The following is a 20,857-nucleotide window of genomic DNA, read 5'->3' as shown; positions in this document are numbered from 1 at the left end:
GCCGGTATTGAACGGGCCGTCTGGGGTGCCGGTACCGAACGGGCCGTCTGGGGTGCCGAGGACGACGGGACCGCCGGACGTGCCGGGGAAGGCGGGGGCTCGGGCAGGTCGCCGGGGAGGAGGGGGAGGGGGGTGGGGGCGGGCGAAGGTATGGGCGTGGGGCGGGTAAGGGTGGTCACCTGGAGTCCTTCTCGGGTCGTCCGGGACACGCCGGACGCGGCGGCCGGTGGACAGCACGGCGCGCGCGTCGGCGGTCCGGTGGGGAGAGGTGGCCGTACGACGTCGCCGGCATGGGCGGCGTACGTACGGCCGAGGCCCGGGGCAGACATCGCTGCGCGTACGGGACGCGGTGCGGGCCTGCGCACAGGCATGACCCGCACGGCCCGCACGGTTGCCCCGGGGCACCGGCTGCCGTCAGCTGACAGTGATCCCGGCGGGTGGCCCCCGAGAGGTGAGGGTGTGGACGAGGAGGAGACGGCGCGGCGAACGGTCCGAGCGGTGGCGGCGGACCCGCGGGCGCGGTCGGCCCGGTGGCACGGCGAGCGCGAGCGCCATCCGCAGGGGCGCCGCCAGCCAGCCGGCCACGGCCCGCAGCAGCCCGAAGGCGGCGCGTTCGCCGTACGCGAGCCACAGTCCGCACAGCAGCGCGGCCAGCAGATGCGCGGCGAGCATGCCGGACGAGGCAGTGAACGGCCCGTCCATGAGGTAGCCGGTGTGGTCCGCGTGGCCCAGGTGACCGGCCGAGCCCATGTGGACGGTGTGGTTCATGTGGGCGGAACCCATGTCCATGGCGCTCGCGCCACCGAAGCCCCCGTCCACGGAACCGCCACCCGCCGAGCCGCCACCGACGGAGCCCCCGCCGAGGGAGCCCCCGTTCACGGGGCCGTCGGCACCGGCCGGGTGCGAGGGCTGGGCCAGGGAGAAGCCCGAGTGGAGGGCGGTCTGGGCGGCGAGTACGACGGACACGATCAGCGGGAGTCCCCGCTCACGGCCCGCCAGGCACCAGCCGAGCCCGCCGGTGGCGGCGGCCGCCGCGCCCATGGCCCACCACGGGACCGGGCTGCCGGACATGGTGACGTGGCCCAGGGCGGCGAGCAGCACACAGACGGCCGCGAACAGCGCGGCCCGGACTGTGCGGGTACCCCACCCTGCGATCATGGCGCCCCATCCTCGCATTCGGACACCGGTCGTCACCCCCGTCCCCCTTGAGTACGGATGTCCACCCTCGGTCGCACTCACACCCCCAAGTGTGATCCGGATCACGCGGGAACCGGTCACGTTCATGAGGCAGGCTTCTGCTTCGTGGGGAGCCCTTCGCAGCAGAGCAACCAGCCCGTTTCGGGCCGTCGAACCGGCCCGACCGACCCGAACTCCCAAGCGGCGCCGGGCCCACCGGCCGTGCCGCCCAGGCCCGGCATCCTCGCCGGACTCGGCGGGCAGCGCGGACCGGCCGATTCCGGGGCGCACATGGTCGTCTGCGGCGACGACGGGCTCGCGCACCGGCTCGCCGCGGAACTGTGCACGGTGTACCGGGAGCAGGTGACGCTCGTGGTGCCGCCGACCGCACGGGTCGCACCCCGGCCGGTGGTGGGCCGCACCCGGGCCGCCACGATCCTCGACCGGGTCTCCGCGGCGGTCAACCGCGCGGCGGGCAACGGCGATCCGGCGACCACCGACCGCACCGGTCCCGGTGCCGGCGCCGGCGTCGGTGCCGGCACCGGGAACGACCGGACCGCGGCCCCGGGCGTCGCCCCGCACGGCGAGCGGCTCCTGGAGGCGGGGGAGGCCACGGAGGCGGTGCTCGCCGAGGCCGGGGTGGAGCGGGCCGCCGCGCTGGCGCTCGTCTACGACGACGACGAGACGAACATCCGGGCCGCCCTGACCGCCCGGCGGCTCAACCCGAGACTGCGGCTCGTCCTGCGGCTCTACAACCGCAGGCTCGGCCAGCACATCGAGGAACTCCTCGACCGGGCGGCCGCGTTGGCGACAGGCGACAACGCCGACGAGGGCGTCGACGGGGTCGACGGGTTCGGCGCCTCCACGACCGTCCTGTCCGACGCGGACACCGCCGCGCCCGCGCTCGCCGCGACCGCCGTCGCCGGCACCACCAAGGTCGTCCAGACGGACGGACTGATGCTGCGGGCCGTGGAACGCCCGCCGGGACACACCAGCCAGGGCCCCGGCCGCGGCCTGTGCACCCTCGCGCTGCTGTCGGCCACCACCAACGACCCGGCGGGCGCCGACGGTTCGGAGGGCAGTGGGGAGCGCGGCCCCCAACTCCTGCCCGACGAGCGGGCCGTGGCGGAGGCCACCGGGCGCGGGTCCATCGTCCTGGACACCGTGCGGTACGCGGGCCCCGCGCTGCCGGCGGGCCGGTCGGGCGGCGGCCCGCTCGGGGCGGTCGGCGCGTTCAGGTCGCTGTTCTCGCGGCGGCTGCGGTGGTCGCTGGCGGGGTTGGTGGGCTGTGTGTTCGCCCTCGCCGTCGCACAGATGGTGACGACCGGGGAGCATCCGCTGGGGGCGACGTACACGACCCTGCTCGACCTCTTCGCGATCAACGACCCGGCGACCGAGGGCAGCGACTCCAGGAAGGTCCTCCAACTGCTCTCGGGCCTGATGGGCTTACTCCTGCTGCCCGTGCTCCTGGCCGCCGTGCTGGAGGCCCTCGGCACGTTCCGCAGCGGCTCCGCCTTCCGCAAGCCGCCGCGCGGCCTCTCCGGCCACGTCGTCCTCCTCGGACTCGGCAAGATCGGCACCCGCGTCCTGGCCCGCCTGCGCGAACTGCACATCCCCGTGGTCTGTGTCGAGGCCGACCCCGAGGCCCGCGGTCTCGCGGAGGCCCGGCGGCTGCGGGTTCCGGTGGTCCTGGGCGACGTGACGCAGGAGGGCGTGCTGGAGGCCGCGAAGATCAACCGCGCCCACGCGCTGCTGGCGGTCACGAGTTCCGACACGACGAACCTGGAGGCGGGCCTGTACGCGCGTTCGGTACGCCCCGACCTGCGCGTCGTCCTGCGCCTCTACGACGACGACTTCGCGACCGCCGTGTACCGCACGCTCCGCGCCGCCCACCCGCACGCCCTCACCCGCAGCCGTAGCGTCACCCATCTGGCGGCGCCCGCGTTCGCCGGCGCGATGATGGGGCGCCAGATCCTGGGTGCGATCCCCGTCGAGCGCCGTGTCCTTCTTTTCGCCGCCGTCGAGGTCCGGGGGCACCCCCGGCTGGAGGGGCGCACCGTGGCCGAGGCGTTCAGCGCGGGGGCGTGGCGGGTCCTGGCCCTCGACACGGCCACGGATCCCGCGGAGCGGGCGGGCGGCCCGGCCGCCGGGTCGGGCCTGATCTGGGACCTGCCTCCCACGTATGTGCTCCGCGCCGAGGACCGCGTCGTCCTGGCCGCGACCCGCCGGGGCCTGGCGGAACTCCTGGGCCGCCGGACCCGCTCCACGTCGTAGGGGGCTGGGGCGCCTACCAGTTCAGGACCTGGTGTTCGTTGGCGGGTGCGGGTGAGTGGGGGTTGTTCGCGCTTTTCAGGGGCGCGGGGAACTGCGCGAACAACCCCCATGGACCCGCACCCGCCAACGAACCCCAGGCCCCGAGCTGTTACGCGCCCACGCCCCCCTCCACCTCATGCTCACACCGCTCCTCAACCCCGACCGTCTCCCAGTAGGGAAACGGATCCTCGAAGCCGGCCGCACCCCCCACCTCCCCGTCCCGCACCAGACACGCACCCAACGCGTCGCGCAACGCCTCCGCCCGCAACCCCGCCCCGATGAACACCAACTCCTGCGCCTCACCGGCGGAGCCACCCCGTACTGCCGACGGCTCGAAGCGGGCCACCGACCCCGCCTGCGACCACAGGCCCACCACCAGCGGCCGGCTCGCCAGCGTGAAGAACCCCTTCGACCGCAGCACCTCCCCGAAGCGCCCGCTGTCCAGCTCCTCGGTCACGAAGGTCCACAACCGCCCGGGATGGAACGGGCGCCCGGCCCGGAACACGGTCGACGAGATCCCGTACTCCTCGGTCTCCGGGACATGGTCCCCGTTCAACTCCCGCACCCACCCCGGCGCCTCCTGAGCCCGCTCCAGGTCGAACAGCCCGGTCCCGAGCACCTGTGCCACCCGCACCCGCCCGTACCTGGCCGGCACGACCCGCGCGGCCGGGTTCAGCCGGGCCAGCGTCCCCGCGAGCCGTTCCGCGGTCGCCGTGTCCACGAGGTCCAGCTTGTTCAGCACGATCACATCGGCGAACTCGACCTGGTCGATCAGCAGATCGCTGACGGTCCGCTCGTCCTCCTCGTACTGGTCGAGACCCCGTGCCGCCAACTCGTCGCCGCCCGCCAGCTCCGGCAGGAAGTTCACGGCGTCGACGACGGTGACCATCGTGTCCAGCCGGGCGAGATCGCCGAGCGTGGCGCCGTCGTCCCGAGCGAAGGCGAAGGTCGCGGCGACCGGCATCGGCTCGGAGATACCTGAGCTCTCGATGAGCAGATAGTCGAAGCGCCCCTCGCGGGCCAGCCGGTCCACCTCCTCCAGCAGATCGTCGCGCAGGGTGCAGCAGATACAGCCGTTGGTCATCTCGACCAGCCGCTCCTCCGTCCGCGACAGCGCCGCCTCACCGCCGCGCACGAGGGCCGCGTCGATGTTGATCTCGCTCATGTCGTTGACGATGACCGCGACCCGCAGCCCCTCGCGGTTGGCGAGGACATGGTTGAGCAGGGTGGTCTTGCCCGCGCCGAGGAAGCCGGAGAGAACGGTGACGGGCAGCCGGTCGAGGCCGCCCAGCCCGTCGTACGCCGTGGACTTCGTGGACCCCGTGGACTTCGTGGGCTCCGTGAACACCGTGGGTTCCGTGGGCTCCGTGGACACCGCGCTCAGCCCTCGGGGTGGATCAGTCCGCGCTCGTACGCCTTCAGCAGCCGCTGCGGTACGAGGTGGGTGACGCCGTCCACCGTGAAGGGCACCAGCTGCGGTGTGCTCGCCTTCCACTGGGCGCGACGGTGACGGGTGTTGCTGCGGGACATCTTCCGTTTGGGCACGGCCATGGGGTCCTCCTCGACGAACGGCGGAATGCCGCACGAGACGCTACATGAAAATGGATCCCATTACGAAAAAGGTTTCGTCTGTGGTGCGCGTCGCAGCGCGGCACGTGAGCGGGAACGGCCTCGTCGCCGTATGGAAGGGGAGGGCGCACCGACCCGCGCAGCACAGCCGTACCCGTACGGAGGTACCGTCCCCCGTGGCCATCACCAAGGAAGCCCCCGACCGGCCCGGCCCCGGCGTCGACGCCTCGCCGCCGGATTCCCGCGGCCGGCACCTCAACTCCCCCCTCCTCCTCACCATGTTGCTGGTCCTGGCCGTCGCCGCGCAGGGCCCCCTTCGCCGTGTCCTCGCCGCGCCCGTGACGCAGAGCTGGATGACGGTGTTCGTGGCGGTGGTCGTCCAGGCGCTGCCGTTCCTGGTGCTCGGGGTGGTGCTGTCGGCGGTGATCGCGGTGTACGTGCCGCCGTCGTTCTTCGCCCGCGCGCTGCCGAAACGGCCCGCGCTGGCGGTCCCCGCGGCGGGCATGGCCGGTGTGGTGCTGCCGGGGTGCGAATGCGCGTCGGTGCCGGTGGCGGGGGCGCTGGTACGGCGCGGGGTCACGCCCGCCGCGGCGCTCGCCTTCCTCCTCTCCGCACCCGCGATCAACCCGATCGTGCTGACGGCGACGGCCGTGGCGTTCCCGGGGAACCCCGAGATGGTGCTGGCCAGGTTCGTGGCGAGCCTGCTGGTGGCGTGCGTGATGGGCTGGCTCTGGCAGCGGTTGGGGCGCGGCGAGTGGATGCGCCCGCCGGAGCGGCCGTCCTACGAGGGGCTCGGCAAGGGGGCGGCGTTCTGGGGCTCGGTACGGCACGACGTGATGCACGCGGGCGGTTTCCTGGTGGTGGGCGCCATGGCGGCGGCCACGCTCAAGGCGGTCGTCCCCGCGAGCTGGCTGAACGCGGCCGCCGACAACCCCCTCGTCGCGATCCTCGCCCTCGCCGTGCTGGCCGTGCTGCTGTCGATCTGCTCGGAGGCGGACGCGTTCGTCGCCGCGTCGCTGACCCAGTTCTCCCTGACCTCCCGGCTGGCCTTCCTCGTCGTCGGGCCGATGATCGACCTGAAACTCTTCGCCATGCAGACGGCCACGTTCGGCCGTGCCTTCGCGCTCCGCTTCGCCCCCGCCACGTTCGCCCTCGCGATCCTGGTGTCGGCCCTCGTCGGGACGGTGCTCCTGTGAACCGCCACGCCCAGACCGTCGTCCTCCTCCTCACCGGCGGCGCCCTCCTGCACGCCGGCTCCACCGACCTCTACCTCCGCTACGTCAAGGCGGGCCTGCAACCCCTGCTGATCGGCGCGGGCGTGGTGCTGATAGCGGCGGCGGTGGCGACCCTCTGGTACGAACGCCGGGCGACTCGAAGCCGGCAGGGGAACGGGGCGCCCGCGCCCGACCACGCTGCCGAGTCGGACCACGCCCCCGGCCCCGACCGAACCCTCGGCCCCGACCGAACCCTCGGCCCCGACCGAACCCTCGGCCCCGACCGAACCCTCGGCCCCGACCGAACCCTCGGCCCCGACCCCGACCGGCACGCTCCCGAGCCCGACGCGCCCGCCCACCATGAACCCCGTGTCGCCTGGCTCCTCGTCCTCCCCCTCCTCGCACTCGTGCTGGTCGCCCCGCCCGCCGCCGGGTCGTACACCGCGATGCGCACCGGATCGGCCCTGCAGGAGCAGCCCTGGGGTTACTCGAAGCTCCCCGCCGACGGCCCGCTGAAGCTGAGCGTCGCCGACTACGCGGGCCGTGCCGTGTACGACAAGGGCCGTGCCCTCGCCGGCCGGCAGATCAAGGTCGCCGGCTTCCTCGCCCTCGACGGCCACGGCGCCCCGTACCTCGTCCGCATGGCCCTGAACTGCTGCGCCGCCGACGCCCAGCCCGTCAAGATCGCCCTCACCGGTGAACTCCCCCCGGTCCTCCAGCCGGACAGCTGGATCGAGGTGACCGGCACCTACACCCCGAAGCGCACCAAGGACCCGGTCAACGGCACGGCCGTCCCGTACCTCTCGGTCGCCTCCACCCGCCCGGTCAAGGCCCCGCAGGACCCGTACGACGAGGCCTGGAACGGCTGACACCCGCCCGCCGCGACGGCGTACGCGCGACTCTGGATAGCTGACGGTCCGTCAGTTATGGTCGCCGACAACGCCGTACCCCCGAGAGGTGAGTGCCGTGTCGACACATCCCCGGACCCGGACCCCGAGCCCGCAGCCGCCCGGCGCTCCCCGCTGGGTCGCGATGTTCTACGAGCCCTCGTCGTCGTCCTGGAAGGTGGGCGCCCAGTCGCCGTACCGTTCGCCCGTGCTGTACGCGGTGGGGGAGATGACCCAGACCCTGCGGGCGCGCGGCGAGGACCCGGCGGTCACGGTGTGGGGCCCCAAGGACGGGCCGGGCGACGGCGACTGGGAGCGGCACGACCCGGCGGCCCTCGCGACGGACGCCGCCCCGCTCCGGGAGCCCGACCGGACCGCCGACGCGCCCGCCGCGCCCGCCACGAAGCCCAGCACCCTCTCCGAGCGCATGACCGGCCGGCGTCAGCAGGTGCTCATGGCCGGTCTCGGCAAGGCGGGCCTCTACGACCTGGCGCCGGACGACGTGACGGCGGTCAGGGCCGTCGTCGACGGCCTCGACGAGACCACCGTCCGCCGGATCGCCCACTGGCTCACGGTGGCGGGCGCCGGCCGCCCTTAGACGTCCTTTCCTTTGGCGTGATGGCTCGTTGAGCCGCGCATGACGGATCTGGTCGAGCGGTTGGTACCTGACGAGTTGTGGGTGCTCTTTCGCCGAGTGGTCCCGCCGACGGAGATGAAGCGTCCGCAGGGCGGAGGCAGACGGCGGGCGGGAGACCACGAATGCCTGGCGGCGAGACATCTTCGTGGCCACCTCGGGGTGCACCTGGCGGCAGTTGACCCCAGTGTTCGGCCCGGCCTGGCCGACGGTCTACCGGCGCTTCGCCCGGTGGGGCCGGGACCGGGTCTGGGCCCGGCTGCACCGCGTCCTCCTGGACGAGCTCGGCGCCCGCGGTGAGCTGGACTGGTCGTGATGCGCCATCGACTCCGTCAGTCTCAGGGCCGCAAAAGGGGGCCACTGACCGGACCGAATCCGACCGACCGCGGCAAGAACGGATCGATAAGCCACCTGATCACGGACCGGAACGGTCTACCACTGTCACTGGGCGTCCCTGGCGCCAACATGCACGACAGCCTCGGCCTGAAGCCGCTCGTACGCGGCGTCCCGCCGATCCTCTCCCGGCGCGGCCCGCGCCGTCGGCGACCGGCCAAGCTCCACGCCGACAAGGGCTACGAATACGACCACCTGCGCCGATGGCCCGCAAGCGGGGCATCCACCACCGGATCGCCCGCAAAGGCATCGAGTCCTCGCAGCGGCTGGGCCGCCACCGCTGGGTCATCGAGAGGACGGTGTCCTGGCTCGCCGGCTGCCGGCGGCTGCACCGCCGCTACGAGCGCCAGGCCGAACACTTCCTGGCCTTCGTCGGCATCGCCGCAGCCCTGATCAGCTGCCGCGGACTCGCCAACTGAAACGACGTCCCACAGTCCCCGCGCGCGCCGACCGCATCCGCGTCGGCAGTGGTCCAGCCGCTGTCAGGACACGCTCGGCCCCGTCCGAGGCTCGAGGAGGGTGAGGGCGAACTCGAACGCCCGATCGACACGCGCGCGGTCTCCCGAGACGAGAAGGTCGAGCTGAAGCCCCCGTATCTGAGCCAGGAGGAGGGTGGCCAGGGCTGACGCGTCCTCGGGCGCCCACCCGTCCTGCCTGAGCCACCCGGAGATGAAATCGACGTAGTCGTCCATCGACCGCGCCAGCTCCCCGCCGTCGCCGGACTGCCACCCCTCGCTGGCGACCGTTTCGAACAGGAGCAGGAACTGCCGCTGCTCCTTCGGCTCGCACAGCCGTCGCCAAGTGATCCTCAGCAGCTCTGCCGTCGACCCGGCTTCCTTCAGTTCCCTGTCGGCGGTCACCTGAGCGAAGAGATCGGTGCGCATCTTCTCCACTACGCACTTGATCAGCTCGTCCTTCGACGAGAAGTGGCGCAGCAGCGTCGCATGGGTCACCCCCAGCGCCTGGGCCACCGGGCGCAGCGACAGGCCGGCGATGCCGTGATCGAGGACGTACTCGGTCGCCGCGGTCAGCAGCTCCGGCCGCCGGTGCTGAAACCGGAGGGTCCGCCCGTCGACGCGCTCGGAACTCATCAGCTGTCGTCCTCCTCCGCTTGCCTGGTCGATTGAGTGTACCAACTGGTTGCCCTAACCGAGTGGTACTGCTACTTTTCATGCACCGGAGCCGGAGGCCGCCGCATCGGTCGGGACCCCCTGAGCGGCGACGATGACTGATCCGGCACGGGTACCGACTGCCGGACCTTCCATCACGACAAGGACACCTGATGACTGACACGACAACGACACCGATGACTGACGACGAGACGGCAGTCCGCGCCGCGAGCACGGCCTTCGCCCAGGCGATGCAGGCGATGGATCTCGAGGCGCTGAAAGATCTGTGGGACGACGGCTACGAGCACCTGGTCTACCAGCCGGAGGAGATTGAAGCCGCCCTCACGACGTGGGACGCGATCGTCGACTACTGGCGCCAGCTTCCGGGATTCGTCGACGGGATCGAAGGGCGTGAGTACAGCAGCCACGTCGCTGTGCTCGGCGATGTCGCGCTCGTCTACTGGCGGGGCCACACCACGGTCGAGTTCAAGGGCTCCAGCGAGTCGCTCGCCGGCGACTCACGGCTCTCGGCCGCTCTGCGTCGGACTGATGGTGGTTGGCGATTCATCCATTGGCACGAGTCGCGCCAGCTCGCCGTCGGGTGAGAGCACGACCATGAGTACGGGAGTTCCGCAGCTGCCACGCGGGGAAGCGGGTTTCGCTGAGCGCCTGCACCGGCTGGTGTTCAACAAGCTGCGGTTCGACCGCGTACCCGATCGCGTCGTCTCGCCACGGCCCGACGACGAGGTCAACGCCGCGGTCCTCGGTGCAGCGGCGTACGGCCGGAAGGTCGCCGTCTTTTCCGGCGACCACTGGGAGCACTGCTGACCCGGGCGACCGGCCGTCCCCTCAGCGAGTACATGCAGGAAGAACTGGGTGAGCCCCACCGGGCGGAGCGCCGGTAGACCGTCGGCCGGGCCGGGCCGAACACTGGGGTCAACTGCCGCCAGGTGCACCCCGAGGTGGCCACGAAGATGTCTCGCCGCCAGGCATTCGTGGTCTCCCGCCCGCCGTCTGCCTCCGCCCTGCGGACGCTTCATCTCCGTCGGCGGGACCACTCGGCGAAAGAGCACCCACAACTCGTCCGGTACCAACCGCTCGACCAGATCCGGCATGCGCGGCTCAACGAGCGATCACGCCAAAGGAAACGACGTCTTGGAAGCCGCCACTCCAGGAAGTCGCCGTTCCTCGAAGCTGCCGCTCCTAGAAGCCGCCGCCGTCTCCGCCCCCGTGCTCCCCGCCCGGTGGTGGGCCGTGGCTGTGGCCGTGGCTGTGGACGAGCGGGTCCAGGCGGTCCGGGTAGGTCCAGCGGAACGTGGCCAGGGCGCGGGCGCGGGCCTCTATCACCGCCATGCGGGCGGCTCGTTCGGCCTTGTCGAGGTGGGCCGCCTGCCCGGTCGCCTGGCCCTCCCACTTGCGGTAGAGGAGGCCGACCTCGGCGGAGAACCAGCCGCGGCTCACGGAGTTGAGCGCGAGGAGCAGTCCGGTGTCCTCGGAGGCGGGCAGGGCCATCCAGCCGCCGAGCGCCAGCGCCAGTTCGCGGCGGACGAAGAGGGTCGCGGGGTGCACCGGCGACAGGAAGTCGTGGGCCGCCCAGTGGTCGAGGACGGCGCCGCGCTCGATGGGGCCGTGCTCGGGGTCGCCGGGGAAGCCGAGGGTGGAGCCGTCGGGCAGGACGTCCAGGACGCGTGAGGTGGCCCAGCCGAGCGTGTGGTCGGCTTCGAGGGCGGCCAGATCGCGGGCGAGCGCCCCTGGTGTCAGCCGGTCGTCGGCGTCCAGGACCTTCACGTAGGCACCGTCCGCCTCCGAGAGGGCGATGGTGCGGGCGACCCCGGGGCCGCCGGGCCGCCCCTGGCGGAAGGTCACGCGGGTGTCGGCGGGGACGTACGGGGCGACGGCGTCCGAGGTGCCGTCCTCCTGTATGACCCAGTGCCACTCCCAGCCGCCGGGTAACCGCTGGTCGCGCAGCGACGCGTAGGCGTCGGGGAGGAAGGGGGCCGAGGGGGCGTGGACGGCGGTGACGACGACGATGCGCCGGGTCACGGCAGCACCCACCACCCTTCGAGGCGTCGCGTCGATCGGCCGCATGACAACGCCCGGCCGCTGGCGACGGGGGATGCACCAGCGACCGGGCTATGGCCAAGGCTAACAAGGTCGCCCCCGCGACGGGAGTCGACTGCCGAACTGCGTTGACAAGTTGTGATCGGGATCACGCCCGAAGGGGGCAGTGACCAAACGTTTGTTAGACGGCGGGGGCCACGTCGAACCCCGCCCTTGGCACTGCCGAGACCGGGCCTGATCGCGCCCGGACACCGCCCTGACCTCGCCCGGAAGCCGCCCTGATCGCGCCCGGACACCGCCTGACCGCCCGGAAGCCGCCGGGAACCCGCCCCGAACCCGCCGAGCCTCTGCCGGAACGTCGGAAGGTCCCCTCGGTCCGCCGTCAGGAACCCTCGCACGGCGGCTCGTACGACAGCCGCGGCAGGTACTCGTTCCACTTCGACCGGGTCAGCACCCCGCGCGTGGCGGAGCAGATGTGCCGTACCGCCTCGTCGACGTCGAGGTTCCACAGCCGTACCGTGTCGGCGCCGCTGGAGACGCCGAGCATGCCGCTCCTCGGGCTGAACGACAGGAAGTTGCCCGTCTTGGCGTTGGGGCTCATCGACTGACCGATGGGGGAGGCGTCGGCGGGGTCGGAGACGTCCCACAGCCGGACCGTGTTGTCGTTGCCGCCGCTGGCCAGGGTCCGGCCGTCCTCGCTGAAGGTCAGCGACACGACGGCCTCGGTGTGGCCGGTGAGCGGCTCGCCGAGCCGGGTCGCGTCGGCGGGGTCGGAGACGTCCCACAGCCGCACCGTGTCGTCGTCGCTGCCACTGGCCAGGGTGGCGCCGTCCGGGCTGTACGCCAGGTCGTTGACGGGCCCACGGTGGTCGGTGAGGGGTGCGCCGAGGCGGGCGGGGCGCCGCGGATCGGTCACGTTCCACAGCCGGGCGGTGCCGTCCGCGCTGCCGCTGACGAGGGTGCGTCCGTCGGGGCTGAAGACGAGGGCGAGGATGTAGCCCTTGTGGCCGGTGAGCGGCTTGCCGAGCGGGACGGCACGGGCCGGGTCCCTCACGTCCCACAACTGCACGGTGTGATCGTCGTACGGGGTGGCCAGGGTGCGCCCGTCCGGGCTGTACGCCATCGCGTCGGTGTAGCGGGTCCGCAGCATCAGGGGCTCCGCGTGGGGGACCGGGTGCGCGGGGTCGCGGACGTCCCACAGGTGCACCGCCCGGTTCCCGGTCACGATCGCGAGGGTGTGGCCGTCGGGGGAGAAGGCGAGGGAGCGGTTGCCGCCGTCCTTGACCAGGAACGGCCTGCTCAGTGCCACCGGCCGGCCGGGCCTTCGCACGTCCCACAGCCGGATCCGGCCGTCGCGCCCGGCCGTGGCGAGCACCCGCCCGTCCGGCCGGAACACCCCGTTCTGGCCGACCATGTCCGCGGTCGGTATCGACCACAGCCGGACCTTGCCGTCCCCGCTCCCGGTGGCGAGGGTCCGGCCGTCCGGGCTGAAGCCCAGCGCGTACATCTCGCCGCTGGCCCCGGCGAGCGGCTCACCCACCTGCGACGGGTACGCGGGGTCGCGGACGTTCCACAGGCTCGCCGTGCTGTCCGCGCTGGCGACGGCCAGCGTCCCCCCGTCGGGACTGAACGCCACCGACCACACCGGCCCGGTGTGACCGCTGAGCGGGGCGCCGAGCGCCGCCGGATGCCGTCGGTCGGCGACGTTCCACAGCCGTACGGTGTTGTCGGCGCTGCCGCTGGCGAGGGTGCGCCCGTCGGGGCTGAACGCCACCGAGTGCACGGTGCCGGTGTGGCCGCTGAGCCGGGCGCCGAGCGCGGCCGGATGCCGTGGGTCGGCGACGTTCCACAGCCGTACGGTCCGGTCGTCGCCCCCGGCGGCCAGGGTCCTGCCGTCCGGGCTGAACGCCACGGAACGCACGGGCGCGTCGTGCCCGGTGAGAGGCTCGCCGAGGGCCTTCGGGCGGGCCGGGTCGGACACGTCCCACAGCCGCACGGTGCGGTCCTCGCCGACGGACGCCAGCGTCTTCCCGTCGGGACTGAAGGCGACCAGGTAGATCGTGCCGTCGTGGCCGGTCAGCGGTGCGCCCGACGACCGGGGCGAGCGGGGGTCGCGGACGTCCCACAACCGGATCTCCCCGTCGTCGCCGGCACTGGCGAGCGTCCGGCCGTCCGGACTGAAGACGGCGCTGCTCACCCAACTTGTGTGCCCGGTGAGGGGCTTGCCCAACGCCTTCGGGCGGGACGGGTCGGACACGTCCCACAGACGGACGGTCCGGTCGTAGCTGGCGGTGGCCAGGTACCGGCCGTCGGGGCTGTAGGAGGTGAGGTAGACGGCGCCGGTGTGGCCGAGCAGCGGGGTGGCCAGCGGCGCGTTCACGATCGAGATCAGCCGGTTGGTGGTGCCCTCGTCGCCGGGCCGCAGCCCGTGCGCCACCAGGTCGAGCTGGGCCGACAGCGACGGGTCGGTGTACTGCACGCGGTCCGCCTCGGCGACCACCTGCTCGAACACGGCGTCGTTGCGCTGCTGCCAGGCGACCACCGCCGAGCCGACGGCCACCAGGGCGAGCGCCACCAGGGCGGCCACCGCGCTCCGGCTGATCCACACCGTGCGCTTGCGCAGCCTCACCGCCGCGGCCAGGAACTCCACCGCGCTGCGCGTCAGCAGCGTGTCGTCGGCGGACCCCGCCCAGCTGCGGGCCTGCTCCAGCCGGGAACCCCGGTACAGCAGCGACGTGTCGCGGTCCGACTCCTCCCAGGCCCGGCCGTCCTCCTCCAGGCGCTGGCGCAGCAGATGGTCGTTGCGGCCCTCGTCGATCCAGCCCCGCAGCCGGGGCCAGGCGTGCAGCAACGCCTCGTGGGTGATCTCCACGGTCTCCGCGTCGAGCGTCACCAGCCGGGCGCGCACCAGCGCCTCCAGCGACTCCTCCGTCTTGCCGGGGTCCGTCGACTCGTCGGCGAGCTGCCGCCGGGTCCCGCGCCGCCGGGTGGCCTGTGTGTCCTCGCCGAGCCGCACCAGCCGCAGCAACAGCAGCCGCGCCGCCGTACGGGCCGCCGGGTCCAGCCCCGACCAGGCACGCTCGGCGGTCGCCGCCACGGCGCCCTGGATGCCGCCGGCCGCCCGGTAGCCGGCCAGCGTCAGCCGCCCCGCCTTGCGCCGCTGCCAGGTCACGAGCAGCGCGTGCGACAGCAGCGGCAGCACGCCCGCGTCGTGCGCGCCCCGCGGCCCGTCCGCGCTCACCTCGCGCACGATCAGCTCGGCCAGCCCCGGCTCCAGCTCCAGCCCCACGGCCTTGGCCGGCCCGGTCACCGCCTCCCGCAGCTCCGCGGTCGTCAGCGGCCCCAGCACCATGTGCCGGTGCTGCAACGCGTCCGCCAGCTCCGGATACCCGAGGCACTCCTCGTAGAAGTCGGCCCGGATCCCCAGCACGACCAGCACGGGCGCGAGTTCCCCCGCGGCACCGGGCGTACAGGCGGCGGTGAGCAACTGGATGAACGTCCGCCGATCGGCCTCGTCGGAGGAGAGCGTGAACGTCTCCTCGAACTGGTCGACGATCAGGACGGGGCGGGCGGGGTCGCTCGCTCCGGAGGGGGTGGAGTGGGTGGAGTGGGTGGAGGGGGTGGAGGAGGCAGTGGCGGAGGTAGCGGCGGTGGCGGTGGTTGTCGAGGCGGCGGTGGCGGAGGTAGCGGCGGTGGCGGAGGTAGCGGCTGTCGTGCGGTGGCGGGCCCAGGCCCTGACGGCCTCCCGTACCGCGTCGGCGAAGAACGGCGTGCCGGGCTCGTACGCGGCGGACACGACCTGCGCGAGTTCGGGAATGTGGCGGGTCAGCTCCCCGATGGGATCGGCACCCGGAACCAGCTGGATCACCGGGCCGCCGGGTCCGTCCGCACCCGAGCCGTCCGCGCCCTGGCCGTCCCCGCCGCCGAGCGCGCCCTCGCGTACGGCGGGCACGAGGCCGGCGTTGAGGAGGGAGGACTTCCCCGACCCCGAGGCGCCGACGAGCATGACGAGGCCGCCCGTCTTCTCCACCGCCCGGAGCTGGCCGACCAGGGCGTCCGTGCTGCGCTCCCGCCCGAAGAACCAGCGGGCGTCCTGCTGCCGGTAGGAGGCCAGCCCCCGGTACGGGCAGACCCCGCCGGGGACGGCGGGGGAGTCCCCCGGAGGTGACGGTTCCTCTTCCGTGGAGGCCCCGGCCGGGGCGGTGCGTTCGCCGGCCGGGTCGGCCACCGCCCGCTCCCAGAGCCGCTGCCACTGGGCCAGGTCGTACAGCCCCTTGGACACCGGCGCGGGTCGCGCGCGCCGCGCCTCGGGTATCAGGACGTGCAGGACGGCGGCGAGGGCGGCGAACTGGGCGGGCACGTTCTTGGCCCGCCGCCAGTCGCTGATCCGCTGGGCGGAGACCCGTACCGGACGCCCGCGTTCATCGACCCTTTGCAGTCGGACGACCGACTCGGAAACACTCTTGAGGGGAGGATTGCCCGCTTCCTTGTACAGCAGCGCGAGACGTTCCGCGAAGGCCGTGCGTGCCCCTGAGTCGCCACTCAAGGTCTCCACCCCTTACTTCCCCCGCTGCTGGACATCCGGACCGGAAAACTCACTTTATATGCCTGACCTGCGGCGAAGCCGTCCGGACGTCCCCGGGCCCTCCTCGCCGCTGGCCCCGACTGGCAGGATCACGACCAAGCGGCCACCGCCTCGGGTGGCCCCCTCGCAGGCCACCAGCGCAGCGCACGCAGAGACGACTCATGCCGCCGTTCGTTTTAGGTCAGCTTCACCGACGCGATCACCGACACCGACGGACGTGATCACCAGGGCACACGGACGAGATCAGCGACGATCCGTCCGCCGAGACCTCGATCCAGTCCCCTGACCCGGATCGAGCACCCCCGCACCGTTCGGCACCGGTCCCCACGTGGGGAGGGACCGGTGCCGAACGAAGGCGACCGCCCCGAACCGGCCCGACGCCCACGCCGCCGCACCCTCGTGGTCGGGGGTGACATCGCCTCGTTCCGGCACTGCGCCGCTTCCATGGCGAGATGACGGTGGTCGAGCGGGCGCCCCGCTTCGGCGAGATCGGCGCCGGCATCCAACTCGCCCCCAACGCCACCCGCGTCTGCGACCCCTGGACGGCGAGTGACGCTCCTGGGTGACAGCGCCCACGCGATGGTCCCGTTCCAGGTGATCACGGACGCGGCCGTCCTGGCCGACACCCTCAAGGACGCGACCCCGGCCGACGTCCCCACGGCCCTGGGCCACTACGTACACCGCCGCCTGGCCACCGCCACAACCCTCCAGACCCACTCGTCACCCACGCGTCCCAGGCAGGCGAGGACTGCCACCCCCCGACGGCCCCGAGGCCCGGTCCCGCAACACCCGCTGGCGAACGACGCGACGAAACACCGTTTCGGCCCACTGGCAGAGGCATGGGCGGAAGCCCTACGACCCCGGCCTCGTCTCAGCGCCTCTCAGCGCCTCTCAGCGTCTCAGGGCGGCGTCTCAGGCAGCACACGTTTCCGCAGCTCAGGGTGGGTGGGATGGTTGCGCTGTCGCGGGTTGGGCGGTGGTGGTTGCGGTGGGCGCCCGGTGTCTTTGAATCTGTGGATGTCGCACCGACCGGGGCGGATCGAGGACCCCGGTCGCAGCCTGTCGACGACTCCCTCCTGAGGCGCCCACCGGGCATCGGTATGCCCGCGGCGTCCGCCGAGAGAGCCGACGCAGGCCGGGGGCGACCCCTACTGATGACGCGAAGAAGAAAGAAGAAGACATGAGCAAGAGCACCCGCGCACTCCGTCGTCCGGGCCGCCGCGCGGCCGTCGCCGCCGGACTCGTCCTTGCCGTCGGCCTCGGTGTGTCGACGCAGGCGGTGGCCCAGGCCGCCGCCCCCACCCCCACGAAGGCATCCGCAGCGGCATCCGCGGCGGCATCCGCGAAGGCGACCGCCGCGCCGCGTTCGATCACCGGCTTCAACGGTGACCTGCTGACCCAGACCGCCGACTTCTACGGCGCGTACGTCGACGCGAAGGACGACGCCGCGGGCCCGGACACCAAGTTGGCCAAGGCGCTGCGCACGCACTACCTGACGCCGGCCTACGCGAAGCGGTTGACGGCGTGGGAGAAGAAGAACAACCTGGACGGCGTCCTGCGTGCCCAGAACGTCCCGGTGGAGTGGACGGTGAGCGAGAGCCGCAACGGCCTAGATGTCATCGTCTCCCTCACCTACGGCGGCGGGGAGTCGCCGACGACCACGACCAGGTTCGTCGTGAAGCATGAGGTGGCCGGCGGCATCACCGACATCCGCCCCACGAGCGCGGCCCCCGCGAAGCCGTCCGCCGCGAAGCGTTCGGTCAGCGGCCGGACCGGTGACTCGGTCACCCGGATCGCCGACTTCTACGGCGCGTACGTCGACGCGAAGGACGACGCCGCAGGCCCGGACACCAAGTTGGCCAAGGCGCTGCGCACGCACTACCTGACGCCGGCCTACGCGAAGCGGCTGGCGGCGTGGGAGAAGAAGAACAACCTGGACGGCGTCCTGCGCGCGCAGAACGTCCCGGTGGACTGGACGGTGAGCGAGGGCCGCGACAGCCGCGAGATCAGGGTCACCCATGCCTTCGGCGGAGGGGAGACACCGACGGTGACGACCGACCTCGTCGTGAAGCTGGAGCCGGTGTCCGGCGACGTCACCGACATCCGCCGCACCAGCACCCACTGACGCCACACCCACTCCGCCCGGCCCGCTCCCGGCCCCATCCGGCAGCGGGCCTTGACGGCGAACGGAAGTCGGCCCCACGCGATCCACTCGATCCACTGGATCCACTCGATCCACTGGATCCACTCGACCCATCTGACTCCGCGCGATCCGGCCTCTGTCCGCGATCTGTCGCGGCGTCAGCCCTCGCCACCATCGCCCCCCATATTGACGGCGGGGATCGGAACCCAGCGGCCGGGGCTGTAAGAGATGCGGTCGTACCGGTAGCCCGTCAGCCCCTTGGTGCTGGTGCTGCGGAAGGGCCGGCCGTGGTCGTCGATGCGGACCGTGCCGGTGCGGCCTTGTGAGGACCAGGCGAGTTCGAGGTACCAGTCACAGGTGCAGGATTCGTTGAGCGTGGAGACGACCAGCACCTCGGGCTCCTGCAGAGACACCCGGTAGGGGAAGTTGATGGCGGGGATCTTCGTCCCCGACCCGTTGTCGCCGGGTACGGAACGGGCCAGGGGCTGGTGCGCGTCGAGGTTCACGGAGAAGTAGCGAGGGACGATGCCGGCGCCGCAGCCGTCGCTCAAGGAGTAGACGATGCCCCGGTCGGCGGCGGGCGCGACCCGGTTGACCACGCGGACGTGCAGGGCGTCCAGGACGACGGCCGCGGAGCCGCGTCCCTGCACGGTGATCCGCACACCGGTGGGACCGCCGTGCACCGCCCGCTGGGAGTCGACCCACGCCGCGACGTCCTCGGGATGCGGCGGCGGAGGAACCCGCTGCGGCGGCTTGGCGACGACGTAGTCCTCGCCGCACCCGTTGACCCCGCGCGTGTGGAAGTCGGCGGTCCAGGTGAGGGGAGCCGCAGGCTGAGCCGTGCCGGCCCGCGCCTGGTGCGGCTCGGGGCGGCCGCTGCCCGTGGCCGAAGTGGAGGGCGGCCCGGCGGCGGAAGCGGTGAGCCCGAGAAGCACGGCGACGAGCGAGACCGCGAGCGCCACCGCCCGCCCGGCCCGCCACCGAGGGCGCCCGCCGGAGAACCGCGACCGGGCCGGCGACGAAGTCGACCCAGGAAGCTGAACGCCCGCCGTTACGGGGCCGGGCGCAGCCCCAGCCGCTTCCCCACCCACCCCCACCTCGGGGCTCTGCCCACGCGCGGGGACGGCCGAGACGGCACCGCCGCCCGCGGAGTCGATGAACTCCGAGTCGCTCATGGAGTCGCGAGGCGCAGGCGCAGGCGCAGGCGCCTGTCGACCGTCGGACGGACGCGGCCGTTGCCGCGCGGCGTAGGCCATGATCCACCGGCGGTGCAACTCCGTGCGCTCGTCAGGGGAGGCCCCGCAGAGCACGGCGAACCGCTCGATCGGAGCGAAGTCCTGCGGGACCGCCTCACCGGAGCAGTAGCGGTGCAGGGTCGAGGCATGCACGTCCAACCGACGGGCAAGTGCCGCGTAGCTGCGGTCGGTACGCTCCTTCAGGCGCCTCAGCAGCAACGCGAATTCCGCTACGTCATCGTGGATCGAATCCATGCAGTCCGCACTCGTATCCGCTAGTCGACCCACAAAGGCCGGTCCCAACGGGGCACGACACCCCGCCGCTCCCCATACCTGCACGCCCATACGCACGAGACGGTTCCAGCGTCGAGCCCCATGACCCGGCTCACGCGACCCCGCCTCACGAGTTCCGCTCAGACTCGAAACAGCCGGCGCAACGGACTCCTGCGACGACGTCCGAAGGACAGAACGACGGTCCACGCTCGCCCCACGTCGCCGACGTCAGCCGTGGATCGTCAGCCGTCCATGAGATTTGGGTAGGGACAAAGCTCCAGCGGGGCGGTCGGACGGTCGGTCTCCTCGTGGTCACACAGCACCATCGCGCCGGCCCGCAACGGGCCACCGAACTCGGGGACAGATCGGCACGGACTCGGTCGGCACCCCAGGAACACACCCCTGGCCGAGGGCCCCGGGGCTCACTCCGAAGCGGAGAGCAAGGCGTCCAACGCCGCCCGCGCCTCGGCGATTCCGAGGCGCCACTCGTCGCTCCGAAGGACCGCGGTGTCCCACGCGACCACCGGTTCGGCGCCGGTCACGCAGTAGCCGTAGACCTGGTGGGCCACCCGCTCGGTGAGCAGTTCGTCGTAGTGGAACGTCCCTTCGAAAGCCGCCCAGGCCACCGCCCGCGTGTCCGCGCAGACCCGCCGAAGCGCTGCTCGCGTGTACCCGCGGAGATCGAGCGAGACGTCATGGAAGTCGAGGTCGTACGACACCAGACCGAGCCGCTCGACAGCGTCGGGCTGCTCCAACAGAGGGAACGACAGAAAGGCATCGGGAACCATCCCGGCAAGGCGAAAAGCCTCCTCCGGCAACGGAATGTTGCCGGAACCGGCGACAAACACATTCACCGAGGCCGGCCCCCGCCAACACAACGCATCAAGCACCTCACCCGCCACAGCGCCTCCTCCCCTTTACCCGCCTCCGAGGCACACGCCGCCATAACACCAAGCCAGTCACCAGCGGTGCTGCGGCCCGCGACGCCATTATGACCACCGTGATCACGACCGAGTCATCACCAGGGCAGAGAGCCCGGAACGGCTGAGCAGCGCCCACCGAATCCGCCGCCTGAGCCAGCCACCCCGGACGAAACCGACACTCCTCCAGTGGAAACACCGCACGCCAAAGGGCCCTTACCGATCCGGTAAGGGCCCTCTGGCCTGCTACTCAGCTGTCGGGGTGGCGGGATTTGAACCCACGACCTCTTCGTCCCGAACGAAGCGCGCTGCCAAGCTGCGCTACACCCCGATTGCCGCTGCTTG

16 protein-coding genes, 1 tRNA gene and 2 pseudogenes are annotated in these 20,857 nt (G+C 72.4%); 9 read left to right on the top strand and 10 right to left on the bottom strand.

Annotated features, from left to right (window positions below):
• Nucleotides 1–414 precede the first annotated feature (414 nt).
• Nucleotides 415–1,158, bottom strand: a complete 744-nt coding sequence (locus SMA5143A_RS27020) for a hypothetical protein (protein ID WP_181362031.1) — start codon at nt 1,156–1,158, stop codon at nt 415–417.
• A 309-nt stretch (nt 1,159–1,467) separates the two neighbouring features.
• On the opposite strand from SMA5143A_RS27020, the gene SMA5143A_RS27015 reads away from it, so the two are divergent.
• Nucleotides 1,468–3,450 (top strand): NAD-binding protein, encoded by a 1,983-nt coding sequence (locus SMA5143A_RS27015; protein ID WP_107465427.1) that lies wholly within the window; start codon nt 1,468–1,470, stop codon nt 3,448–3,450.
• Between the two features lie 148 nt (nt 3,451–3,598).
• Here the strand turns inward: SMA5143A_RS27015 and SMA5143A_RS27010 are convergent, their stop codons facing one another.
• Nucleotides 3,599–4,780, bottom strand: coding sequence for a GTP-binding protein (locus SMA5143A_RS27010; RefSeq protein ID WP_107465457.1), 1,182 nt, complete (start codon nt 4,778–4,780; stop codon nt 3,599–3,601).
• 89 nt (nt 4,781–4,869) lie between these two features.
• Nucleotides 4,870–5,040, bottom strand: a complete 171-nt coding sequence (gene rpmF, locus SMA5143A_RS27005; protein WP_055717714.1) for a 50S ribosomal protein L32 — start codon at nt 5,038–5,040, stop codon at nt 4,870–4,872.
• Between the two features lie 194 nt (nt 5,041–5,234).
• Here rpmF and SMA5143A_RS27000 point away from each other — a divergent pair, with 194 nt between their 5' ends.
• From SMA5143A_RS27000 to SMA5143A_RS44810, 5 genes and pseudogenes are all read left to right on the top strand, one after another.
• The gene (locus SMA5143A_RS27000; RefSeq protein WP_375136549.1) at nt 5,235–6,254 is read left to right on the top strand and encodes a permease; all 1,020 of its coding nucleotides are present in this window, start codon (nt 5,235–5,237) and stop codon (nt 6,252–6,254) included.
• Nucleotides 6,251–7,141 carry a TIGR03943 family putative permease subunit gene (locus SMA5143A_RS26995; protein ID WP_107465426.1) on the top strand — a complete coding sequence of 297 codons (891 nt, stop codon included), beginning with the start codon at nt 6,251–6,253 and terminating at the stop codon, nt 7,139–7,141. Before SMA5143A_RS27000 ends, SMA5143A_RS26995 begins: the two co-directional genes overlap by 4 nt.
• Nucleotides 7,142–7,238: 97 nt before the next feature.
• A complete protein-coding gene (locus SMA5143A_RS26990) occupies nt 7,239–7,757 on the top strand; it encodes a hypothetical protein (RefSeq protein ID WP_146193965.1) in 519 nt (172 codons plus the stop codon).
• A 223-nt stretch (nt 7,758–7,980) separates the two neighbouring features.
• Entirely contained in the window at nt 7,981–8,109 is a 129-nt protein-coding gene (locus tag SMA5143A_RS44815) for a hypothetical protein (RefSeq protein ID WP_375136551.1), read from the top strand.
• Nucleotides 8,109–8,605: pseudogene (locus SMA5143A_RS44810) on the top strand (IS5 family transposase). The gene SMA5143A_RS44815 and the pseudogene SMA5143A_RS44810 overlap by 1 nt, the downstream one beginning before the upstream one ends.
• A 63-nt stretch (nt 8,606–8,668) precedes the next feature.
• On the opposite strand, the gene SMA5143A_RS26980 reads toward SMA5143A_RS44810, so the two are convergent.
• Entirely contained in the window at nt 8,669–9,277 is a 609-nt protein-coding gene (locus SMA5143A_RS26980) for a TetR/AcrR family transcriptional regulator (protein WP_107465424.1), read from the bottom strand.
• 191 nt (nt 9,278–9,468) lie between these two features.
• Between SMA5143A_RS26980 and SMA5143A_RS26975 the strand changes: the two genes are divergently transcribed.
• Together SMA5143A_RS26975 and SMA5143A_RS26970 are read left to right on the top strand one after the other, a co-directional pair.
• Complete coding sequence (locus SMA5143A_RS26975; protein ID WP_258193770.1) at nt 9,469–9,900, top strand: nuclear transport factor 2 family protein; 432 nt, start codon at nt 9,469–9,471, stop codon at nt 9,898–9,900.
• 10 nt (nt 9,901–9,910) lie between these two features.
• Nucleotides 9,911–10,123, top strand: a complete 213-nt coding sequence (locus SMA5143A_RS26970; RefSeq protein WP_107465423.1) for a hypothetical protein — start codon at nt 9,911–9,913, stop codon at nt 10,121–10,123.
• A 55-nt stretch (nt 10,124–10,178) separates the two neighbouring features.
• On the opposite strand, the pseudogene SMA5143A_RS44145 reads toward SMA5143A_RS26970, so the two are convergent.
• The 3 genes and pseudogenes from SMA5143A_RS44145 to SMA5143A_RS26955 all read right to left on the bottom strand — a co-directional run.
• A pseudogene (locus SMA5143A_RS44145) lies at nt 10,179–10,410 on the bottom strand (transposase); the annotation flags it as partial.
• An 88-nt stretch (nt 10,411–10,498) separates the two neighbouring features.
• On the bottom strand, nt 10,499–11,338 hold the full coding sequence (locus SMA5143A_RS26960; protein WP_107465422.1) for a glycosyltransferase family 2 protein: 840 nt from the start codon (nt 11,336–11,338) through the stop codon (nt 10,499–10,501).
• A 400-nt stretch (nt 11,339–11,738) separates the two neighbouring features.
• Nucleotides 11,739–15,911 (bottom strand): nSTAND1 domain-containing NTPase, encoded by a 4,173-nt coding sequence (locus SMA5143A_RS26955; protein ID WP_107465421.1) that lies wholly within the window; start codon nt 15,909–15,911, stop codon nt 11,739–11,741.
• 1,210 nt (nt 15,912–17,121) lie between these two features.
• Here SMA5143A_RS26955 and SMA5143A_RS26950 point away from each other — a divergent pair.
• Complete coding sequence (locus SMA5143A_RS26950) at nt 17,122–18,066, top strand: hypothetical protein (protein ID WP_107465420.1); 945 nt, start codon at nt 17,122–17,124, stop codon at nt 18,064–18,066.
• A gap of 176 nt (nt 18,067–18,242) precedes the next feature.
• Here the strand turns inward: SMA5143A_RS26950 and SMA5143A_RS45005 are convergent, their stop codons facing one another.
• The 3 genes from SMA5143A_RS45005 to SMA5143A_RS26935 form a co-directional block, all read right to left on the bottom strand.
• Entirely contained in the window at nt 18,243–19,574 is a 1,332-nt protein-coding gene (locus tag SMA5143A_RS45005) for a helix-turn-helix domain-containing protein (RefSeq protein WP_107465419.1), read from the bottom strand.
• Nucleotides 19,575–20,014: 440 nt separating this feature from the next.
• On the bottom strand, nt 20,015–20,494 hold the full coding sequence (locus tag SMA5143A_RS26940) for a hypothetical protein (protein ID WP_107465418.1): 480 nt from the start codon (nt 20,492–20,494) through the stop codon (nt 20,015–20,017).
• A gap of 275 nt (nt 20,495–20,769) precedes the next feature.
• Nucleotides 20,770–20,843: transfer RNA gene (locus tag SMA5143A_RS26935), tRNA-Pro, on the bottom strand.
• Between the last annotated feature and the right edge of the window lie 14 nt (nt 20,844–20,857).

Origin of the sequence: Streptomyces sp. MA5143a, assembly GCF_900290235.1 — a bacterium.
Taxonomy (GTDB): domain Bacteria; phylum Actinomycetota; class Actinomycetes; order Streptomycetales; family Streptomycetaceae; genus Streptomyces.
This window is presented reverse-complemented; position numbering and strand designations above follow the sequence as displayed.

Coding starts and splice junctions, on each gene's coding strand:
- SMA5143A_RS27015 (WP_107465427.1), top strand. CDS start 1,468: ATGGTCGTCTGCGGCGACGACGGGCTCGCGCACCGGCTCGCCGCGGAA.
- SMA5143A_RS26970 (WP_107465423.1), top strand. CDS start 9,911: ATGAGTACGGGAGTTCCGCAGCTGCCACGCGGGGAAGCGGGTTTCGCT.
- SMA5143A_RS45005 (WP_107465419.1), bottom strand. CDS start 19,574: ATGGATTCGATCCACGATGACGTAGCGGAATTCGCGTTGCTGCTGAGG.
- SMA5143A_RS26975 (WP_258193770.1), top strand. CDS start 9,469: ATGACTGACACGACAACGACACCGATGACTGACGACGAGACGGCAGTC.
- rpmF (WP_055717714.1), bottom strand. CDS start 5,040: ATGGCCGTGCCCAAACGGAAGATGTCCCGCAGCAACACCCGTCACCGT.
- SMA5143A_RS26980 (WP_107465424.1), bottom strand. CDS start 9,277: ATGAGTTCCGAGCGCGTCGACGGGCGGACCCTCCGGTTTCAGCACCGG.
- SMA5143A_RS27020 (WP_181362031.1), bottom strand. CDS start 1,158: ATGATCGCAGGGTGGGGTACCCGCACAGTCCGGGCCGCGCTGTTCGCG.
- SMA5143A_RS26950 (WP_107465420.1), top strand. CDS start 17,122: ATGAGCAAGAGCACCCGCGCACTCCGTCGTCCGGGCCGCCGCGCGGCC.